A 20,592-nucleotide genomic window follows, 5' to 3' on the forward strand; every position below is an offset into this window, starting at 1 on the left:
CTCAACTGGCGTATGGCCGCAGCACGATGTCCTTGTGCACGATGACGCGCAGTGGCCAACCTGGGCGGACGATGATGGTGGGCTGGATATTGAGGTTTTTTTCGGTGATGCGCTGGCCGGCTCGACTGGCGTTCTGCTGGGCTGATTCCCGGATCGCCTTGACCAGATCGCTCTCGTTTTCGCCGAGGCTGAATTCTGTGCCGACACCGAGCAATGTGGCAAGCGCCACTCCCTTGATCATCTGCCAAGTGTGGAAATCGACTTTGTCTTCCAGCCCTGCGTAGCCGGCGGTGTCGCTCGCGGGCAGATTGTCGATTTCGGCCGACGAGCCGTCGGGCAGCAGAATGCGCTGCCAGACCAGCAGCGCTCGCTTTTGCCCGAACGCGACGACGCTGTCGTAGACGCCGATAAGACGTGAGCCCTGCGGAATCAGCAATATGTTGCCCGTGACCGTGTCGTGCACATTTTCGGTGACTTGCGCGACGACAAGGCCCGGCAAATCGGAATTGATGCCGGTGATCAGGCTGGCGGCAATCACGCTGCCAGCCATCAGTTGATATGGCGAGATCGGCGTCTGCAGCGCATGCGGATTGTAGATCCCGCCAGTGCTCCGCTGGCTGAGGAAATCAAGCTTTCGCTGCTGATTGTTCTGGTGGCCTTCCGCCGCCGCCACCGAGGCTGACGCGCGTCCTGCTTCGGATTGGGGAAGCGCCTCAAATGGATGCTGAGCAGTTTGCACGCTCTCTCCGACATCTGTCTGTTGAGCTCGATTTTCGACGCGGAAAAGCACCCGCGATTCACGCGCTTCGATCGCCTGCTGCGCTAGACGCTGCTCCTCGGCCGAGATGTCTTGGCCCGGCACGATGCCGAGCTGGCGCTGCCGCTCGAGGATGGGGTGGCCGAGGTCGCCCGGCAAAGGTAGCCCAAGGACGGGAGGCTTCGGCTTCATGCCGGAATAGTCATGGGGAAGCGTATCAAGTCCCTCGGCGGTTGGTTTGCGCTCAGTGTTGTAGAGATCTTCCGCCTGATCCCTAATGCGAAGGGCCGGCCCCTGGAGCGCGATCATGGTAACGCCGAAGACAGCGCCGGATCCGAGCGCTGCGATCGCGATGATCACACCGCGCCTGAACCGCACCACGCGGCGGGGAGAGGCCCGAAGCTGCAGTTCCTCGGGATCCAGTTTCGGCGGGATGCCAGAGCGGGAATTTTCGATCATGAGCCCTCACCTCGCCGGCTGGAACGCGAAAAGAGCGAGATCCGCCGTTGCGGTTGCCGGCCGTCAATCCTGCTGATGCGGATCACCTGCTGCTGCTTGGTGCCGAGGCGAAGTTCGGCCGCGGCGAAGAGCCGATCGACGATGTAATAGTTGCCGCGCACGCGATAGTTGACGAGCTCGCTGCTCCCATCTGCGCCGACGATGAAGAGTGGTGGCGCCTCGCCCTGATCTATGCGACGAGGGAACTCAATATAGACCTTGCTGCCGTCGTCGAAGGCTCGCGTCGGTCTCCAGGGCGGTGTGTCGCCACTGATCGAGTAGCGAAAGCGAAGGTTTTCGAGCGCGATATTCGACGCGACCGGTGTAACTGCCTCGGCTTGAGCATTGCGCTGGCGAAGCGCGATGATCTGGTCTTGGCTGTAGGTCCAGGAGATTGCCGCCATTGCGGTCTTCTCGGTGCTTTGAAGCTGCAAATGATAGGTCCGCCGGTCCGTCGTAATGACGACATTGGTGGCAAGACCCGGCGCGAAGGGTTTTACCAGAACATGGGTGCGCTGATTGTCACCGGTGCCGCTTGCGGTATCGCCAATGACCCAGCGCACGGTGTCGCCAGCCGACACGGCGGTTAGTTTCTCGCCCGGCTGCAGAGCGATGTCGGTCACGCGCTCCGGCGCGGCATAGAGTTGATAAAGCGCGCCATCGGTGAAGGGGTAGACTTGCACGGCATTAACATACCCGTACTTGGTGGGTTGCTGGGTCGCGGCTTTGTTGGCATCAGCGACGCGTTCTTCAGGGGGGCGCTTGTCCTCGGCCTTGCCGGGCTCGGGCTGCAATTGGCCAGGCAGCGGCAGTGGTTTTGGCACCTCGACAATTCTAATCGGCCTCTCCGGCGCCTTCTCGATCGCGGCCGGTTTGAAGTCGGCAGCGTCATAGGAAATCTCAGGCGGCGGCACCTTCTTCGATGCACAAGCGGAAACGACCGCTGCCGACACCGATAGGATCAGCACGGCACGAATCGGTGACATTTTATCTTTCATTGGTGGACTCCGTCGGAGAAAGGGGGGCTGGGACGGCGCTGTCGAGCTCGCGTGACCAGTCAATGGCATTGATGAAGACGCCGAGCGGATTCTTGCGCAGCTGATCCGTATTGCTTGGCGAGCGGATCACGATCGTGAGGATCGCAGTCCAGCGCATCGTGCTGGCAAGGCTTCCGCGCTCAAACACCTGCTCGGTCCATTTGACCTGGAATGAACTTTCGGAGGCCCTGACCACGCTGGTGACCTGTACCGAAACACTGCGCGTTCCGATCTGACCGAAGGGGTCGTTCGCCTTGGCGTATTCGTTGAGGAAGAGCGCTGCGCGATCGCTAGCAAAGTCGTACGCTGCCAACCAGTTCTGCCGTACCAAAACCGGATCGGTGGAAACGGAACGGACATTCTGGATGAAGCGGCCGAGATGCCAGGCGATCTGAGCATCCGAGGGCTCATAATTCCGGATCGCCGGCGCGACGGCGCGCGTCTCGCCGAAGCCATCGACCTCGACGACATAAGGCACGACACGGCTTTGCATCGACTGCCATACGAGTCCGCCGGAAAGCCCGGTCGCCAAGGCCAGGCAGCCAAGGGCCATGATCCGCCAGTTCCTGGCCTGCAGTCGAGATGAGCCGATGCGCTCGTCCCACAGCTGGGCGGCTTTTTGATACGGCGTGACCGGTTCGGGTGTTTTGCCGTAACGGTGCACGGGTCGCTTGAAGAGCATCTAGTCATCCTTGTCGTTGAGAGAGGGGTTGGCGCTGCCTCCCGGCCGGTCTCCGTCTCGGACAGCTTGCATGGCAGCGTGGCGATTTGCACGGGCGGTCTGTTCAGAACGTAGGCGCCTTGCCCACGTCGGCGCCGAAACAGTGGCCGAACCGGCAGAGCGTTCGGTCATTGACGCTGTCGGCGTGCCGCCGGTCGCGGTCCACGCGGCATCGCGCCCGGCATCGGCGTTGCGCCCAACACTTGCAGTGGCGGATCGCGCTATGCGTATAGCGGCGCCGCCAGCGGCACTGGTTACACCATGCATTCCAGCAGCCACACCGGAGAGGCCAGCGTCGGGCGAGGTTGCGCGCCCGATCTGCCAGGACGTGGAAGCAGCCGATCCCATTGTTGTGCCGGCTCGGATGGCGGCGAGACCGCCGCTGGTTGCCATACGCGCGCCAGCAAATGCTGTGCCTCCAGCAACGAGTGATAAACCCGCTGCCGCCGCGGTCGTGCCGAGGGCGGCGCCCGCCCCAAGCTGCGGTGCGCCTGAGACAAGACCCGACGCGATCCCCGGCCCAAAAATGCCAAGGCCAAGCAGTGCCAGTGCGCCCAGTACCTGGGACATGGCAGCGCCCAAATCCGGCTCCTTGCCTTGCAATGCGGAAGCGAACTCCCCGAAGAGCGTGGAGCCGATACCGACAATGACGGCGAGCACCATCACCTTGATGCCTGACGAGATAACATGGCCGAGCACGCGTTCGGCCAGGAACGCTGAACGGTTCCAAAGTGCGAATGGAACCAAAACAAAACCTGCCAGCGTGGTGAGCTTGAACTCAAGGATGGTGATGAAAAGCTGGATGGAAAGGATGAAGAAGGCGATGATGACCAGGAACCAGGCCATCAGCAGCACGAAGATGGTCAGTGCGTTGCCGAAGATTTCCGGGAAGCCCAGGAGCTGACTGGCTTGGTCAAGCATTGGCCAAGCACCTTCGAAACCGGTCGCGGCAATGCGGCCCGGGCGCAGGAGATTGTCTGCCGACAGATTGCCGGCCGACGCATTAATCCCGAGACCGGCAAAAGAACGATAAATGATATCGGCGAGGTTCTTGAAATTGTTCAGGATGAAGGCGAAGACGCCAACATAGAGCACCTTGCGGACAAGCCGGCCGAGAACGCTGGTCTCGTCGCCGAGCGCCCACGCCAGGCCGGCAAGTGTGATGTCAATGCCGATCAGAATGGTAGTGAGGAAGGCGACGTCGCCCGAGAGCAGACCGAACCCGCTGTCGATGTAGCGGATGAAGGTCTCCATGAAGCGATCGATGACGCCAAGGTCGTTCATGCCGCTGCCTTCCTCGTCGTGATGAGCTCGTGACTAATTGCCGGGATAAGCCGAGCCGGTACCCAAGAATCGCTTCGTCATCTCGCGGGCGGCTTCCTCTGACTGGGCCTTGCGGGCGGCATCCTCGGCCTCAGCTCGAAACTGCGTTGCGAGCAGCGTCTGGATCTGCATCTGCTGCTTTGTCGAAAGCGCCATCAGCTGGTTGGTGGCCTGGCTTGCCTGAAGCGCACCGGCCGCCCCTTGGCTGCGGTTGACGAGATCGGCGAGCAGATCGCCGTCGGCGCGGACGTTCTCGACGATTTGCGACTGGACCCCCATGGTCTGGCGGAACGCCTGCATGGCGCTTTGCCAACGCTCGCGCGCAGCATTCGCTACATCGCTGACCTTGATCGTGGCGTCGTAGCTTTCCGGATATTGGCTGCGCCACTGGTCTTGAAGCTTGCCCAGATCAAAGCTGAGGCCACTCGCCTGGTCCATCAAGCCGTCGATGCGATGGAGCGAACCGGTGAGTTGGCCAACGGAAGAGAAATCCAGACGCTGAAGATTGCGCGCCATGTTCTGCAGCATGGTCGCCTGATTCTGCAGCGACTGGATCTGGTTGTTGATCTGCTCCAGGGCGCGCGCGGCCGTCAGCACGTTCTGCGCATAATTGGACGGATCGAACACGATAAGGGCGTAGGCGGGCTGCACATAGTCGGCCATAGGCTTGGCGATCAGGGAAACGGTGATCAGGCCGGAGAGAAGGCGTCGCCGCATCATGCTAATTGCTCCTTGTCTGGTTTAGGGAATTGCTTGAGAAGTTCGCCGGCCCAATCGAGGCCGCGCGCGATCAGGAACTGCGAGGCAAAGCTGCCTTGCCCGTCTTCGGACAGGATCCTGTCGATCAGAGTCTGCGTGGCCGGATCGGAAGCACCGCAAAGCGCAAGAGCGATGGGGCCAAGCCCGAGCTCGAACAGACGGTTGCCGCGGCGCGATTGCAGATAATACTGACGCTTCGGCGTGGCGCGGGCGATCAATTCAATCTGCCGCTCGCTTAAACCGAAGCGTTCGTAGGCTGTGCGCGCCTGGGGTTCCACGGCACGATCATTGGGAAGAAAAATGCGCTGCGGGCAGCTTTCGATGATTGCCGGCGCTATGCCAGAGCCCGCGATATCAGCCAGCGACTGCGTAGCGAAGACAACCGACACGTTCTTCTTTCGCAGCACCTTCAGCCATTCGCGGATGCGGGCGGCGAACAGCGGATTGTCGAGATAGACCCACGCCTCGTCGAGCATGATCAGCGTGGGCCGTCCGTCGAACCGTTCCTCAAGTCGCTGGAACAGATAGGTAAGCACCGGCAGCAAAGCGCCTTGGCTGTGCATTAACTCCTCGGTCTCGAAACACTGCACATCCGACAAGGCCAGCCCATCATGATCGGCATCGAGCAGGCGGCCGAAGGGACCGTCGAGCGTGTAGGGCATCAATGCGGTCTTCAGCGCATTGGATTGAAGCAGGACCGAAAGACCGGTCAGTGTGCGTTCCTGCGCCGGCGCGGTGGCAAGGCTGGCCAGCGCTGACCAAATAGCCTCCTTCACCTCCGGCGTGACGGTGACGTTCTCGTGGGCAATAAGGCTGGCGATCCATTCGGCCGCCCAGCTTCGGCTAGCCTGGTCGTTGATGCTGCGCAGTGGCTGAAAGGCAAGGGAACCGTCCGCTCCTAGCGCGTGGTGTTCTCCACCCATGGCAAGTGTTGCAGCACGGGCCGAATTGCCTTTGTCGAAGACATAAACCTGGGCGCCGGCATAGCGCCTGAACTGCAGAGCAATCAGAGCAAGCAGAACCGACTTGCCGGCGCCGGTCGGACCAACAACCAGCATGTGGCCGACATCTTCGACGTGGGTGGAAAGCCGAAACGGTGTCGACCCACTGGTCTCGGCAACGAAAAGCGGTGGCGCTTCGGTTTGGGTGACTTTCGCGAGATGCTCGTTTGTCGCAGGACCGGCCCAAACCGACGACAGCGGCATGAGATGGGCAAGGTTCAATGTATGAACGAGCGGTTGGCGAACGTTAGCGTAGACATGGCCAGGCAATGAGCCGAGCCAAGCCTCGACCGCATTGACGCCTTCTCGGATCGTGGTGAAGCCGAGCCCATTGATGATGCGCTCGACCGCGCGAAGCTTCTCTGCAGCGGCTTGGCGATCCTCGCCCCACACCGTCACGGTCGTGGTGAGATACCCGAAGCTCACATGATCGCCGCCCAATGCCTGAAGGGCTTCGTCGGCATCGAGCGCCTTGTTGTCGGCATCGCTATCGACAAGCGGGACCGGCTCGTTGGTAATGACCTCGCGTAGGATTGCCACGATCGATTTGCGTTTGGCAAACCACTGCCGGCGCAACCGCGTCAGCGTCTTCGTGGCTTCCGTTTTCTCGAGCGGAATGAAGCGCGTCATCCAGCGATAGGCGAAATCCTGATGATTGAGGGCATCGAGGATCCCCGGCCGGGTGAGGTTCGGAAAGCCGAGGATGGTCAGTGTGCGAAGATGCTGCTCACCCAGCATCGGCTCCAGGCCACCGGTAAGCGGCGCATCGACCAGGATGGCATCCAGATACATCGGCGTTTCCGGGACCATGATGGGATGGCGGCGAGGCGAAATCGTGCCGTGGAGGTAGATCAACGTCTGAGCATCATCGAGGACGCGTACTTCGGGCATGAAACCCGAGAAGAGATCGAGCACGCGGTTGGTCTCGTCACGGAACCTCGCCAGATCCTGGCGCCAGTCTCTTTCTCCTTGGGAATAATGAGAGTCGACGAGCGCGCTTTCCGCGCGCGCCTGGGCGTCCGGCGGTGGCATAAACACCAAGGTCAGATGATAGCGGCTCTCGTAGTGCGCTACCTTCCCCTCGAAAGCAGCGCGGCGTTCTTCGTCGACCAGCCACGAGGCGGCGTCAGGAAAATGCGAGTTCGGATAGCCCAGCGCTTCTATGCGCTCGGCCTCAAAGAACAATGCCCAGCCAGAGCCAAGGCGTCTGAGAGCATTGTTCGCCCGGGCGCAAACGCCGACGAGTTCAGCCTCCGTCGCACTTTCGAGATCCGGGCCGCGGAACCGCAACGTCCGCTGAAAGCTGCCGTCCTTGTTGAGCACGATGCCGGGCGCCACCAAGGCAGCCCAGGGTAGATGGTCGGCAAGCCGGTCGGCTTTGCTTCGATATTCCGAAAGGTTCAGCATGCAAGCCACCCCTTCAGACGTAGGTGGCGCACAAGCACGCTGGCGAAGTCCGGATCGCGTCTTGCGGCAAAGACCGCTAACGAGTGGCCCGCGATCCAAAGCACCAGACCAGCAATCCATTGCTGCAAGCCGAAGCCAATGGCCGCGGCCACTGTACCGTTGAGGATCGCCACCGCGCGCGGAGCCCCGCCGAGCAGGATCGGCTCGGTCAGCGCCCGGTGGACCGGTACTGCGAAGCCCTCGATATGCTGCTCCCCGGCGGTCATCAGACGAGCGCCCCACCACCGAAGGAGAAGAAGGAGAGGAAGAAGCTCGATGCCGCGAAGGCGATCGACAGACCGAAGACGATCTGAATCAGGCGCCGAAAACCACCGGCGGTGTCGCCGAAGGCAAGCGTCAGGCCGGTGGTGATAATGATGATCACCGCAACGATCTTGGCGACCGGTCCCTGCACGGACTCCAGGATCTGCTGCAGCGGCTGCTCCCACGGCATGCCGGAGCCGGCCGCATAAACGGGGGCCGTGATAAGAAACGCGAGCGCTGTGGACGAAAGAAAGCGAAGCTTCTTGCGCATGAGGAAGGCCTTTCAAAGCTGCTGGAGTTGCGAAAGCGTGAGCGGGGCAACGGCGTAATCGCCGCTGCCGTCGAGACCGGTGACCTCGGCGATTGCGTCGATGTGGCGCGACGAGCCGCGTCCCGCTATAAAGACGATCAGATCTATCGCCTCAGCGATGAGCCGGCGGGGAACGGTGACCACCGCTTCCTGGGCGAGTTGCTCAATGCGATAGAGAGCCGAGCGCGCGGAATTGGCGTGTACGGTAGCGATGCCGCCTGGGTGTCCGGTGTTCCATGCCTTCAGCATGTCGAGCGCTTCCGCGCCCCTCACCTCGCCCACGATGATGCGGTCCGGCCTGAGCCTCAGCGTCGAGCGCACGAGATCGGCAAGGGTGACCGAGCCCCGCCTCGTTCTCAGGGCAACGCAGTCCCTGGCCGCGCACTGCAGTTCGCGTGTGTTCTCGATCAGGATCACCCGATCGTCGCATTCGGCGACTTCAGCCAGCAGAGCGTTGGCGAGTGTTGTCTTCCCCGAGGAAGTGCCGCCGGCGATCAGCATGTTGCGCCGCTCGCGGACGGCCTTTTTCAGCGCATCGGCCTGCAGCGGCAGCATGATGCGTTCGGCAACATAGTCGGCCAGGGTGTAAAGTTTCGCGGCGGGCTTGCGGATGGCAAAACATGGCGCCAACACCACAGGTGGCAGCAGGCCTTCGAAGCGTTCGCCCGACGGCAATTCGGCACTGACTATCGGGTTGTCGGCGTGCGCCTCGGCGCGCACGTGGGAAGCAACCAGGCGGATGATACGTTCTGCCTCGGACGGATGCATGTGAACGTCGGTATCGACCCGACCTTCGCCTAACCGGTCGAGTCGCAGCGCGCCGTCGGGATTGACCATCACCTCGATGACGGACGGATCGGCCAGGGCTTCGGTGATTGCCGGACCCAGGGCGGTGCGCAGCATGACACGCCGCCTGTGGTCGGCCTCGGGATGAGAGCTCATCCTTCCCCTCCCGCACCATTGTCTTTGCTAAGCGACCTTTTGCCGGAAGCGATCTGGCGGCCGACCTTCTCAACGAATTTGTCGAAACGCTCTTGGGCAATAGCCTGCGTTGCCCGATCCGGGACCGGCGTGTGGGCATGAAGCGTGATCGAAAAGCGGATGAAGTGCGCCAGGCTCTCCAGGATCACCTCGGCATCGCGCCTGACGTGGGCAAGGTCGCGGGAGAGCCGGTCAAGCCTTACGCCGTAGCGCCGATCGAACTCGCTCTCGCCACGCCGCTCGATGAACGCCTCGACCGCCTTCGCCACGATCGCTGATTTGGTCGTTGACGGATCGCGACTGAGGGTGTCCAGTTTCTCGCTGAGCTCCGGCTCAAGCAGAAACTGATGGCGAATGCGGTGCGGCTTCATGCGGCTCGTTCCGACGGCCCGGCGTTGCGCCGGCGACGGGAGAAGCATCGGCCAGACGCTCAAAATTGCTTATCGCCGTTATCTACGCTGAGATGCGCTCTGCAACTCAGCGGACTTCAGAAGCCGGGAATGACATCGTCGCCCCTGCCCTCGTTGATACCGTAGGCGCGGGCCGCAGTGGAAATCCGATCCATGACACGCTTGTCCGCGAGCGCTTCGCTGTCATCGTCTGCGGGCTTCAACAGATCGGCCTGATCGGGCTCTTGAGAGACAACAACGTCTTCTTCGGGCAGGCTTGGATGGCGTTGCTGCTGAACGCCTCCCTCGTCTTCAACTGGCGCGTCGGCGCTTTCCTCGTCCGCAGCAAGTCGGCTATCGACGCTGCACACATGTCCAGTCCAGCCGTCCGGGCGTGATGCAGGGCAGTCCGCATAGGGACCCTCGTGCAGCACCGGCGCAGGCAGCACCCGATCTGTGAAATTCTGATCCTGATAATAGCGCAGCTTCTTGGCGCGAATCGGCGGCAACCCAGAAACCAGGACCAATTCGTCTGACGGCGGCAATTGCATCACCTCGCCTGGCGTCAGGAGCGGGCGCGCGGTTTCCTGGCGGCTCACCATGACATGCGAAAGCCAGGGCGCAAGCCGATGGCCCGCATAGTTGCGCATCGACCTAAGTTCGGTTGCGGTGCCGAGGGCATCCGAGATGCGCTTGGCCGTGCGTTCGTCATTGGAGGAAAAGGCAATTCGCACGTGGCAATTGTCGAGAATAGCATTGTTCTCGCCATAGGCCTTTGAAACCTGGTTCAAAGATTGTGCGATCAGATAGGAGCGAATGCCATAACCTGCCATGAAGGCGAGCGCCGTTTCGAAGAAGTCGAGGCGACCGAGCGCCGGAAACTCGTCCAGCATCATGAGCAGCTGATGCTTACGGCTCTTCTTCGGGTCCCCCTCCAGACGCTCCGTCAACCGCCTGCCGATCTGGTTCAAGATCAGTCGCACCAAAGGCTTGGTGCGCGAGATATCCGAAGGCGGCACGACCAGATAGAGCGACAGCGGTCGCTCTCCATCCACTAGGTCAGCGATGCGCCAGTCGCAGGACGAAGTGGCCGCCGCGACCGTTGGATCACGATAAAGCCCGAGAAAAGACATGGCGGTCGAGAGGACGCCTGAGCGCTCGTTTTCCGACTTGTTCAGGAGTTCGCGAGCCGCCGAGGCCACTACGGGATGGACCTGAGGGTTATGCCCCGTCCCGAGATGGTTTGTCGTCATCATCCGCTGTAGCGTTGCGGCAAACGAGCGTTGCGGGTCCGACAGGAAGGTGGCGACGCGGGCCAGCGTCTTTTCCTCTGCAGCGTAGAGCACGTGCAAAATGGCGCCAACTAGGAGTGAATGGCTGGTCTTCTCCCAGTGGTTCCGTCGCTCCAGCGCGCCCTCGGGATCGACGAGGATGTCGGCGATGTTTTGAACGTCCCGGATCTCATCTGGGCCTTTGCGTACCTCCAGCAGCGGGTTGTAGCGTGCCGATCTCGGGTCGGTCGGATTGAACAGAAGGCAGTACGAGAATTTCGACCGCCAGCCGGAGGTCAACTGCCAATTTTCGCCTTTTATATCATGAATGATGGCAGACCCGGTCCAGGAAAGTAGCGTTGGAACAACCAGCCCCACGCCCTTGCCCGAACGCGTCGGCGCAAATGCCATGACGTGCTCCGGGCCGTCATGGCGCAGATAGCGATCGTTCAGCCTACCGAGGAAAACGCCCGCCGGCCGTAACAACCCTGCCGTCTCGACCTCATGAGTCGTGGCCCACCGTGAAGACCCATAGGTCGTAACCGACCCGCGCTGTCGCGCGCGCAAAAGCGAGCCAGCGATTGCGGCGGCACAGCCCAGGAATCCGCTGGCGCCTGCAAGCGTACCGGCTTTGTCGAAGACCTCCGGCGCATAAGCATCGAAGTGGAACCACCATTCAAACAGCTTCCACGGCTTGTAGATTGGCCAGCCGGCGAAGAGAAACCATGGTGCGCCGAGAGGCGTCTGGTAGGTCAGCATTTGAGCGCACCATTGGGTTGCCGTCCATACGCCGATAATGACAATTGCGCACACAACGGCGATCTGCCCGATCAGTAGCTTCGTAGGTGTCATCGGCTTGGCCCGCTGAACAACGCGACCTAGCATCGCGCGGCGCAGCCGGGACAGGAATGTTCCTCACATACGATTTGGGAGCAATGAACGACTTCCTACGTATGCAGGTCGGTCAGCACGCGTGTTGCGCCTGACACCATCCTCTCCATTCACCCTGAGGCCCGGCGCCGCCGACAGTTGCGTGACCGCTCCTCCGCAAAGTTATCTTCTGCGTTCAGGGAGCCACGGCTGGGCTGGCTGATGAACACCGTCCGCTCGCGCATGTGGGGTCGAATTGATTTGTGCCCAAATGGAGGCAGGCTCATCATTCAACAGTTGCCGCAGTTCCCCTGGCTCGAACGCCATCATTGGTGGGGAGGCAGGCTCGTCTTCCAACAGTTGCCGCAGTTCCCCTGGCTCGAACGCCATCATCGGTGGGGAAGCGGGTTCATCCTTCAACAGTTGCCGCAGCTCCCCTGGCTCGAACGCCATCATCGATGGGGAAGCGGGTTCATCCTCCAACAGCTGCCGCAGCTCCCCTGGCTCGAACGCCATCATCGATGGGGAAGCGGGTTCATCCTCCAACAGCTGCCGCAGTTCCCCTGGCTCGAACGCCATCATCGATGGGGAAGCGGGTTCATCCTCCAACAGCTGCCGCAGTTCCCCTGGCTCGAACGCCATCATCGATGGGGAAGCGGGTTCATCCTCCAACAGCTGCCGCAGTTCCCCTGGCTCGAACGCCATCATTGGTGGGGAGGCAGGCTCGTCCTCCAACAGTTGCCGCAGTTCCCCTGGCTCGAATGCCATCATCGGTGGGGAGGCGGGTTCATCCTCCAGCAGCTGCCGCGGCTCTTCCTCGTGCGGCAAGCGCCTCCTTAGCCGGTCTTGCAGCGCCTGCCGATCGGCAACGAGGTTGTCGAGGGGCAGCGGCTCGTGGTCTGGCCGCTGCCCTTTCACCAATCGTTCAACCAGCGCCCACGTGCCCTCCAGGACAAATACGCCGCAATCATAATGGTTCGTCTGTCTGGCCATGGGGGCTGGCGCCAAGGTAGCATTCAGCAGTCCTGCGAGCTGTTTTGCAGGCACGTCGTTATATCCCTCTCGCTGGAGGGAGTCGTAGTGATAGGCGAACCGCCTTTCGGGGTCGCGGCGATCAACGAGCAGCAGCGACCAATGGGTGCCGGGGCTAGTAGCCGTGCCATTATTCACTGGCAAGAACAGGAAGTCGGCTGTGGCGTTGTTTTGATTATAGATGGACTGCAATATGCCTCGAGCGTCTTGCGGCGACGTGTGTCGCAGTAGATGGGATACGGAAGGATCCACCAGCCGAGTCCGGGCAGCGAGCGCCGGATTGATCCCCTGCAGTTGCCCCTCCAGCAAATTGTAATCTCTCTGGATATGGGCGTCGCTCAGCCATTCGGCGGCGCCGAGCACCCGCCCCGTTGCAACGTTGGACGGGGCTGTCGGATCGAGCGCCCCGATCTGAGCCCCAGAGGAACTGGTCGTCAGTGTGGTCACATCAACCAGTGGAAGGCCGCGGTAGGTGCCTGGCAGCTTAGCGGTTGCTGGCGAGGCGGGTTGGGGAGCTCTTGCCGGTGCCGCTGGCCCAGCTTCAGCAGCGGCCCCAACGCGCCTGGTGACTGCGTCTGCCGGATGAGCAGCAAGGACAGTTTCGCGCCCGAGCACAATGCGCGGCAGGATATCCCGGAGGTGAGCCAATGCAGAACCGATCCTTAGCCTATTACCATAGGAGACAGCCTTGAAGCTCTCAACATCTTTATCCAGCGATTTGTCGTGAATCCGAGCCGCAATCCCAGGCTTGTTATTTTGACGCAGGTACTGGCTAAAATGTCTAAGAAAAGTTGTATAGCCGCCCACGGTATCTGGATTCCGTCCGGTCGCAGGCGCTGCCAGGTACTCCTTGGTCGAAGCGGCTCTGTAATCTCTAATGAGCTCGGCATCGTCAGGATAGGGGATCACGACAGGGCGACCCATAATCGGGGCTCCGCCTGTCGACTTCTTGAGGTAACGCAGTGCGCCAGCCACGGTGGAGGAACCACCCGTACTCTCGTACTCCTTGAGATCCTGATCCAGCGACGAATGGTAAAGCCGAGCAGCAAACCCTGGCTTGTTGTTTTGAAGGAGCCACCGACTAAAGCCGAAAAGAGAATTTACATTGTAAGTGACCGTGTTCGCGCTGGCCTTACCCGCGTGGAATGCTGCCCTCAGCCCTTCGATAGCGGTCGCATCGTTGGAATAGACAGGACGCTTGTCGGAACCGTTGGGGACTACAATTGGACGATCCGGCTGCACTGTCGAGGGCATCGACCCACCACCTCCGGGATGCGGTGCTGGGGTGGATTCGTGCTCATCCCTCTGCCTGACGAGCTGCGCCTCACATTCCGGTGTAGCCACCTTATGAGGATCCTGCATCGGTTCGATCCCCTCCATCTCCTGCTGCAACCAAGCCAAAGCTTGGCGAGCGGCGGCTTCATCAACCGCGGAGGATGTCTCCACACCTCTGGCGGACGCCGGCAGAGCCTGCTCCGCCCGCCGTCGAAAGAGCTCTGGCGAGGCGGATTTCTCCGCCCACAATCTGGGCTGCGTAGCGAGTCCCCGTCCAGATTTATGTGGCACCGCCTCGCTTGGCAGCGGGCTGCTCCTGTCCCGTGCAGCTACCAGCCCCTCCGGGGCGCCCTGGTCGCCGTGGCGCCAGTTCAAGTGAGGGACGGCCTCTCCAAAGTCGGGTGCTTGGTGTTGGTGCGCGGTTGGGGCGAGAGACAATGGTAGATCGGTGCCCTCCTTATAACCTACCGGCAGGAGCTCCTCTGGCCAATCGAATCCCTGCTGTGGTGCGGTATGCTGAGCAGCGTCGCCACGGGGACGAGCCTCCATGCTGACCGCGTTTTCCAGATGACTCCCGAGTATAACGCGCGGCGGGTGCTTGCGGAGATAAACCAGTGCAGATTCGATCGGAGCTCCACGATTAGAGGAGGCGGCCTTGTAGCTCTCAACATCTTTATCCAGCGATTCATCGTAAATCCGGCCCGCAATCCCGAGCTTGTCATTTTGACGTAGGTAATGACTGAAATGGTTAAGAGCAGTTGCGTAGCCGCTCGCGGATCTGAAATGTCTAGTGAGCGCGGCGTCGTCAGGATGGGGGTTCAGGACAGCGCGACCCACAATCGGGGCGGCTCCGCCTATCGACTTCATCAGTTGACGCAGTGCGCCAGCCACGGTGGAGGAACCACCCCTACTCTCGTACTCCTCGAGATCCTGGCTCAGCGACGGATGGTAAAGCCGAGCAGCAAACCCTGGCTTTTTGTTTTGAAAGAGCCAACGACTAAAGCCGAAAAGAGAATTTGCGCTGCGAGTGACCGTGTCCGGCCTGGCTTTACCCGCAAGGAGTGCAGACTTCAGCCCTTCGATGGCGGTGGCATCGTTGGAATAAACAGGACGCTTGTCGGCACCGTCGGGGGCCACAATTGGACGATCCGGCTGCACTGTCGAGGGCATCGACCCATCGAGATGCGGCGCTGGGGTGTATTCGTGCTCATCCCCCTGCATCGCGAGCTGCGCCTCCCGTTCCGATGTACCCACCTGATGGGCAGGGAGTTGCATCATCACGCGAGCGCCTGAGTCACCAACCTGACCTGGTTGCCGCTCAGTGACAGCATGCTGCAGATTGCTTTGGATCCTCTGCTTCTTCGTTGGTCTCAACTCACCTTTGCCATGCGAGCCATTGACGAGGACATCCTCGCCTGGTGCACTCATCAACTCATCCGCCGCCTGCAATTCGCCCAAGTGCTGCTCAAAACCGGCTTGGCCGGCCTGTCCGCTTGCTCGTGCGGTACGGCGTGCTGCACCTGCAGCCAAGCTGCTACGATGAATGTCCAGTTTGTACGGGTGCACGCTATCCTCACTTCCACAGATCACATGAGCAACCTACTCAGGCAAGCTTTCGAAAGGCTGACGAGGTCCGCCGCCGCGGAAGGCGAAGGCTGGTTTTCTGCTCAGCGGTTGACGGCCTAGCGTGTTGCGGCCGCGCCGGGTATCACGCCAATCAATCTGAATAGTCGATGCGTCAAACGAACCAGGATAGGATTTTCGTAGCGGGGCTGCTCTACTCACTCTTGTCCTGAGGGCAGAATTCAACCATATCGCCGAGCAACTGGATGCCGATTGGATACCCGATCCGGAAAGCTTCAGCTCATATGTGACGCGAGGATGAGAATCGTGGCAGCTCCAGACCGACGGGCTGCCACCCACAGCGGCGATGACCGACGAGGGTCTTCTATTGCCAAGGCAATCGTCCGTTCGGGGACCTATGTGTTCCAATGCTCGTCGAGCGGATCGGGTGGGCCGCACCGCCGTAGCGTTACGGCGAGCGGAAGCGGCGTTGGGTGCGGCTTTTCCCCTGAACGCTTCACACCAGGCTGATAGGGGATCTTGCAATCGCACACACGCGGTCTGCAGGCGTGCCTATCAAGCAGTTTGCTCAGACCAACGTCGCGGCGAGCCTATCCTCAATACGCAGCGCAAGTCCTAGACTCCACGATCGTCCTTCGGTGCAGATTTGCTCGCGCCTCGCCCTGATTACAGCCGATAAGGCGAGCTAACAATTGCAAGAGCCACAAGCTAGTCCAGCTCGATCGGTTTGGTGTTCCAGTCGGGCGGGGTCTGACCGAGAATGTTGCGAACGAAGAAGTCTAGGAGTTTGCGCTCGGTGTAGGTGCCTAGAGTATGGTGATTGGCACCAGGAACGTAGACCATGTCAAAATCTTTTCCTGCCTTGATGAGTCGATCGGCAAGCTGGAACGAGCAAAACGGATCGACATTATCATCCATTTCGCCGACCGCGATCATCAGCTTGCCCTGCAGCCTGTGAGCATTGTCAACGGCGGAGGATTGCGAATATTCAATGCCGACCGGCCACCCCATCCACAGTTCGTTCCACCAGGTCTTGTCTATCCTGTTGTCGAAGCAGCCGTTTTTGGCGACGGCGACCTTGTAGAAATCGGGGTGAAAGAGCAGCGCGCTGACTGCACTCTGGCCGCCGGCGGATGCGCCAAAAATGCCGACGTTGGATATGTCGTACCATGGATATTGCGCGGCCGCCGCCTTGTGCCACAGAATGCGATCGGGAAATCCTGCGTCCTTCAGATTCTTCCAAGCAACATCATGGAAGGCGCGGGAGCGGTTGTTGGTGCCCATGCCGTCGATCTGAGCAAAGACGAAGCCCAGCTGCGTGAGCGGCTCTGTCCACCGCGAGAAGGATTTTGGGACGAAGGAGCCGTGGGGTCCAGCATAGATATTCTCCACAACCGGGTATTTCTTCGCCGGGTCGAAGTTGGCTGGCAGGTGGAGCACGCCCCAGATGTCAGTTTTGCCGTCGCGCCCCTTGGAATGGAAACTGAGCGGCGGCTGCCAGCCTGCGGCGACGAGCTCGGAAATGTCGGCCGTCTCGATCTGCTGGAGCTTGGCATTGTCGCTGGCGCGGTAGAGTGCCATGCGCGGGGGCAGATCGATGCGTGACCAGAGATCGACATAATAGCGCCTGTCAGGCGAGAACTCGATATGGTGGTTGGCCGGTTCGGGCGTCAGTGCAGTCAGTCCCTTGCCGTCAAAGCCGATGCGGTAAGCATGGACCCAATAGGGGTCCTCCTGCGAGTTCATCCCGCTCGCCTCGAACCAGATCTGACGCTTGACCGGATCGACATGGTTGACCCTCCGGACGACCCACTCACCTCGGGTGATCTGGTTTTCGAGCGCGCCTGTCCGGCCGTTGAAAAGATACAAATGCTCATACCCGTCGCGCTCTGATGCCCAGATGATCTCCTTCCCGTCATCGACATCGTAACGGAAGATTTTTCCGGCATCCTCCTGGCCATGCCCCAGCGGCAAATAATCAACGAATGTCTCGCTGGTCTCATCGATCAGGGAGCGCCCGCGGCCCGAGGCGGCGTCTACCTCGACCAGGCGATAGAGCTGATGCCCGCGCTGGTTATATTCGAAAGTGAAGCCGCGGCTGTCCGCCCACCACCGGAGAGGGGAAAGTTCGAAGACGTTCGAGAAGAGGGCACCGTCAATCACGATCTGGCGCCGGCCGGCAATGTCGAACAGGACTGGCTGGGGCAGCGGAAGGACATCGCCCGGCCTGGGATAGAATATTGTTGAATATTCCCGCTCCAACTGGTCCGTCGAAGAATTGAGGTAGCGGACCTTTGCCTATAGCCGGGGCGAACAAGGTAAGCGGCGAGGTGGCGCGAGTCCGGCGACCAGCTCAGCGTCGAAAAGACGTAGCAATTGCCTTCGGCTCCGTCCCGGCTCAGAGGAACATCCTGCAATCCGTCCTCGCTGCGCAGGAAAACGTTGCAGTTCTTGATATAGGCGATCCATTTGCCGTCGGGCGACGCGTTGCTCTTGTCGGGGTTGTTCTCCGCTGGCGGCGTGTAGCGGTGGCTGAGCTCCCTACGGTCCCCTTTCCTTGCATCGAATGTGGTGCTGGTACAGTCATAGCTTGCAAGGTCGCAGCTCCACCGGGTGTCTTCAATCTGGAAGTCGAGCCTGCGACCATCCTCACTCAGTTCGAAACGGTCGAACGGAAGATTGCCGGCTTGATAGCTCTCATGGCTCACCTTGTTTAGCGCTGCCGCCAGACGCGCCTGATCGAAAGCGGGCCGCTTGAAACCCGTGGCAGCATCGACCTGCATGAACTGCTGCTCGCCGTGGTTAGTCCGGCGGTAGACGAAGGCTTCACCCCCGGTCAGCCAGAAAGGCATTTTGGGGACATTGACAGTGAGCCCGCCATATCGATCGTTGATCGTAAGTGCGCGCTTGAAATCGGCCGGCGCTAGCGTCGGGTGTAAACTTTTCGAACCCTTGGCCAGCGTCTGAGTTGCCGATCGCCATGCCGCGCGCGTCAAAGCGCCGATCCTGGACATACCTGTTCACTTCTTTCGGTTTTCGGAATGCTAATTTTGAAGTTGGGTTCTCGTCGCCGGTCTGCAGCAGCGCCGAGCGTCGCCTTGGAGGAGAGCCAGCACGCGGGTGCAGCCAGGCACGCGCAACAGGGGCGCTCCTTGGACATCCAGGCACTGGTTCGGGTGCCGATTGAAGAGTTGGCGTCCGCCGCCGAAACAACCAGGAAAGAGCGTCCATGCAGCCCTGACGCGACTATTTCCCCGCGAGTATGGCCGCTTGCTTTTCTGCATCATCTGAAAGGTCCTGCTCTAGTCGGGCCGGATGTCACCCCGGCAGAAATCATTGTGCTATTTCGACAATCTCCGAGCGATTGCCGCCGGCCCATGACGAGGTTTACCGATAGGGCGCAATATGCGTGCCAAAGGAAAAGCGGTTTAAATACACGGCAATCCGCCTATGTCGCATCCCCAACATCGTCGCACACCGGACAATGCCGGACGAAATTGTCCCGGGGCGTCAAATTGGTTTGATGGTGACCCAAGGAGTTCTGGCTTTATCTGAGGCGTTCGGCCTTTTTCGAAAGCCGGACTCTTCGCGCGTTTCCGACGGCCCGAAGCGCCTGATCAAAGCTGACGGCATTCCCGGGTCTTGGCCTTGCCACAGCAACACCTGCTGCATCAATTCCGACGGACGCTGTAGAACACCTGCAACACACGGCCCGCAGCAATTTCTCCGGCGCAACGCTGGGGCGACCGCCTTTGGCACTGCAGGCGTACATGCCGGAAAGGATGCCGTCTAGCCGCACCAGCGCTCCATTGATCATCAGCCGGTGCGGGCACCAGGATGACCGGCTGGAACGAAATCTTCCAACCGCTTCATCGTGAACAGCTGCTCCATGAACACATCGCTCCCGTCAATCGAGCCGTCTCGCCAGGGGGATCAATAGTCTGTCTTTGGCGTAGGTATTTCAGCAGCCTGCTGTTAGCGTGCGGACGACGCCGACATCAACCGGCGGACAAATGCGACGAGGGCAACAAGCGCGCCTGACGCAACGCCGCCAGATCAGCCGAGCCCGTGCAGAAGCAGGCGACGGCCAACTGGCGGATGACGATCTCGAAATGCGCGACAACGGCCTCGGTGGACACTGTCGCCGCGCCCAGCACGCTGGCCGCCTGCCCGGCGATGTCCGCGCCCAGGCGGATGGCCTTGGCCACGTCGACGCCATCGCGGATCCCGCCCGACGCGATCAGCTTCACCGTTGGCAGCGCCCGACGCACCGCCTGCACGCTGGTCAGGGTGGGAATCCCCCAATCGGCGAATGACATCGCCACTGCACGGTCGGCGGCATTGCGGGCGCGCTCGCCCTCCACTGCGGCCCAACTGGTGCCGCCGGCGCCGGGGACATCGATTACCGCCACGCCCGCCTCGACGAGCGCACAGGCCACCGAGGCGGACAGGCCCGCCCCCACTTCCTTGGCCACGATCGGCACGCCCACGATGCGCGCGGCGCCAGCGATCAGCGCCAGGACGCCGCGCCAGTCGCGGTCGCCCTCCGGCTGTACCGCTTCCTGCAGCGGATTGAAATGGACGATGAGCCCATCGGCCTCCAGCGCGTCCACCGCGACGCGCCAGGTCCAGGCCGTCGGCCTCCCGCAGTTGCGCGGCGCCGATATTGGCCAGCAAGGGAATGTCTGGCGCCAGGCGGCGCAGCGCGCGCGTTAGCCCCTGGGAGTTGCGGGATTGCAGGCTCACACGCTGCGAACCGCACATGGCGATCCCCAAGGCTTGCGCTGCCTCGCTCAAATGCCGGTTGATGGCCTCGGCCCGTGGCATGCCGCCGGCCATAGAGCTGATCAGCAGCGGCGCGCGCATAGCCTTGCCCAGCAGCGAGGCGCGCAGGTCGATCTGCGTCAGGTCCAACTCGGGCAGTGCGCAGTGTTCGAAATGGATGTACTCCCAGCCAGCGGCCACCGTGGCCGGCGCCGTTCGCCGATCCAGCACGATGTCCAGATGTTCGTCCTTTCGCCGGCTCAGGGCGGTGTCGCTCATGCTCGCTCCATCCGTAGCAGCGGGCGACGGC

The 20,592-nt window shown here is 61.1% G+C and carries 12 protein-coding genes and 3 pseudogenes; all 15 read right to left on the reverse strand.

The window, feature by feature from the left end; translation table 11 throughout:
* Nucleotide 1 precedes the first annotated feature (1 nt).
* The 15 genes and pseudogenes from RPG13_RS30480 to fni all read right to left on the reverse strand — a co-directional run bounded on the left by RPG13_RS30480 (nucleotide 2) and on the right by fni (nucleotide 20,561).
* Nucleotides 2-1,216: a TrbI/VirB10 family protein gene (locus RPG13_RS30480; protein WP_337126726.1), complete on the reverse strand. Its 1,215-nt coding sequence runs from the start codon at nucleotides 1,214-1,216 to the stop codon at nucleotides 2-4.
* Nucleotides 1,213-2,241: a P-type conjugative transfer protein TrbG gene (gene trbG / locus RPG13_RS30485; RefSeq protein ID WP_337126727.1), complete on the reverse strand. Its 1,029-nt coding sequence runs from the start codon at nucleotides 2,239-2,241 to the stop codon at nucleotides 1,213-1,215. Before trbG ends, RPG13_RS30480 begins: the two co-directional genes overlap by 4 nt.
* 1 nt (nucleotide 2,242) lies before the next feature.
* Nucleotides 2,243-2,974 carry a conjugal transfer protein TrbF gene (gene trbF, locus RPG13_RS30490; RefSeq protein ID WP_127808977.1) on the reverse strand — a complete coding sequence of 244 codons (732 nt, stop codon included), beginning with the start codon at nucleotides 2,972-2,974 and terminating at the stop codon, nucleotides 2,243-2,245.
* Nucleotides 2,975-4,297 carry a P-type conjugative transfer protein TrbL gene (gene trbL, locus RPG13_RS30495; protein ID WP_337126728.1) on the reverse strand — a complete coding sequence of 441 codons (1,323 nt, stop codon included), beginning with the start codon at nucleotides 4,295-4,297 and terminating at the stop codon, nucleotides 2,975-2,977.
* Nucleotides 4,298-4,330: 33 nt separating this feature from the next.
* Entirely contained in the window at nucleotides 4,331-5,056 is a 726-nt protein-coding gene (trbJ, locus tag RPG13_RS30500) for a P-type conjugative transfer protein TrbJ (RefSeq protein ID WP_337126729.1), read from the reverse strand.
* Nucleotides 5,053-7,503, reverse strand: coding sequence for a conjugal transfer protein TrbE (trbE, locus tag RPG13_RS30505; RefSeq protein WP_337126730.1), 2,451 nt, complete (start codon nucleotides 7,501-7,503; stop codon nucleotides 5,053-5,055). The genes trbJ and trbE overlap by 4 nt, the downstream gene beginning before the upstream one ends.
* The gene (locus RPG13_RS30510) at nucleotides 7,497-7,769 is read right to left on the reverse strand and encodes a VirB3 family type IV secretion system protein (RefSeq protein WP_337126731.1); all 273 of its coding nucleotides are present in this window, start codon (nucleotides 7,767-7,769) and stop codon (nucleotides 7,497-7,499) included. Before RPG13_RS30510 ends, trbE begins: the two co-directional genes overlap by 7 nt.
* Nucleotides 7,769-8,077 carry a TrbC/VirB2 family protein gene (locus RPG13_RS30515; RefSeq protein WP_024502851.1) on the reverse strand — a complete coding sequence of 103 codons (309 nt, stop codon included), beginning with the start codon at nucleotides 8,075-8,077 and terminating at the stop codon, nucleotides 7,769-7,771. The genes RPG13_RS30510 and RPG13_RS30515 overlap by 1 nt, the downstream gene beginning before the upstream one ends.
* 12 nt (nucleotides 8,078-8,089) lie before the next feature.
* Nucleotides 8,090-9,058, reverse strand: a complete 969-nt coding sequence (trbB, locus tag RPG13_RS30520) for a P-type conjugative transfer ATPase TrbB (protein ID WP_337126732.1) — start codon at nucleotides 9,056-9,058, stop codon at nucleotides 8,090-8,092.
* Complete coding sequence (locus RPG13_RS30525; protein WP_337126733.1) at nucleotides 9,055-9,468, reverse strand: CopG family transcriptional regulator; 414 nt, start codon at nucleotides 9,466-9,468, stop codon at nucleotides 9,055-9,057. The genes trbB and RPG13_RS30525 overlap by 4 nt, the downstream gene beginning before the upstream one ends.
* A 116-nt stretch (nucleotides 9,469-9,584) precedes the next feature.
* Nucleotides 9,585-11,609: a conjugal transfer protein TraG gene (locus RPG13_RS30530; protein WP_337126734.1), complete on the reverse strand. Its 2,025-nt coding sequence runs from the start codon at nucleotides 11,607-11,609 to the stop codon at nucleotides 9,585-9,587.
* A 201-nt stretch (nucleotides 11,610-11,810) separates the two neighbouring features.
* Complete coding sequence (locus RPG13_RS30535; RefSeq protein WP_337126735.1) at nucleotides 11,811-15,392, reverse strand: Ulp1 family isopeptidase; 3,582 nt, start codon at nucleotides 15,390-15,392, stop codon at nucleotides 11,811-11,813.
* A gap of 834 nt (nucleotides 15,393-16,226) precedes the next feature.
* A pseudogene (locus tag RPG13_RS30540) lies at nucleotides 16,227-18,532 on the reverse strand (prolyl oligopeptidase family serine peptidase).
* Nucleotides 18,533-19,198: 666 nt separating this feature from the next.
* A pseudogene (locus RPG13_RS30545) lies at nucleotides 19,199-19,430 on the reverse strand (IS5/IS1182 family transposase); the annotation flags it as partial.
* 86 nt (nucleotides 19,431-19,516) lie between these two features.
* Nucleotides 19,517-20,561, reverse strand: a pseudogene (fni, locus tag RPG13_RS30550) (type 2 isopentenyl-diphosphate Delta-isomerase).
* Nucleotides 20,562-20,592 lie beyond the last annotated feature (31 nt).

The organism is Mesorhizobium sp. ISC15 (assembly GCF_037162615.1).
GTDB lineage: Bacteria > Pseudomonadota > Alphaproteobacteria > Rhizobiales > Rhizobiaceae > Mesorhizobium > Mesorhizobium mediterraneum.

Excerpts from the sequence above, each read along its gene's own strand:
- RPG13_RS30480 (WP_337126726.1), bottom strand. The coding sequence starts at position 1,216 with ATGATCGAAAATTCCCGCTCTGGCATCCCGCCGAAACTGGATCCCGAG.
- trbG (WP_337126727.1), bottom strand. The coding sequence starts at position 2,241 with ATGTCACCGATTCGTGCCGTGCTGATCCTATCGGTGTCGGCAGCGGTC.
- trbF (WP_127808977.1), bottom strand. The coding sequence starts at position 2,974 with ATGCTCTTCAAGCGACCCGTGCACCGTTACGGCAAAACACCCGAACCG.
- trbL (WP_337126728.1), bottom strand. The coding sequence starts at position 4,297 with ATGAACGACCTTGGCGTCATCGATCGCTTCATGGAGACCTTCATCCGC.
- trbJ (WP_337126729.1), bottom strand. The coding sequence starts at position 5,056 with ATGATGCGGCGACGCCTTCTCTCCGGCCTGATCACCGTTTCCCTGATC.
- trbE (WP_337126730.1), bottom strand. The coding sequence starts at position 7,503 with ATGCTGAACCTTTCGGAATATCGAAGCAAAGCCGACCGGCTTGCCGAC.
- RPG13_RS30510 (WP_337126731.1), bottom strand. The coding sequence starts at position 7,769 with ATGACCGCCGGGGAGCAGCATATCGAGGGCTTCGCAGTACCGGTCCAC.
- RPG13_RS30515 (WP_024502851.1), bottom strand. The coding sequence starts at position 8,077 with ATGCGCAAGAAGCTTCGCTTTCTTTCGTCCACAGCGCTCGCGTTTCTT.
- trbB (WP_337126732.1), bottom strand. The coding sequence starts at position 9,058 with ATGAGCTCTCATCCCGAGGCCGACCACAGGCGGCGTGTCATGCTGCGC.
- RPG13_RS30525 (WP_337126733.1), bottom strand. The coding sequence starts at position 9,468 with ATGAAGCCGCACCGCATTCGCCATCAGTTTCTGCTTGAGCCGGAGCTC.
- RPG13_RS30530 (WP_337126734.1), bottom strand. The coding sequence starts at position 11,609 with ATGACACCTACGAAGCTACTGATCGGGCAGATCGCCGTTGTGTGCGCA.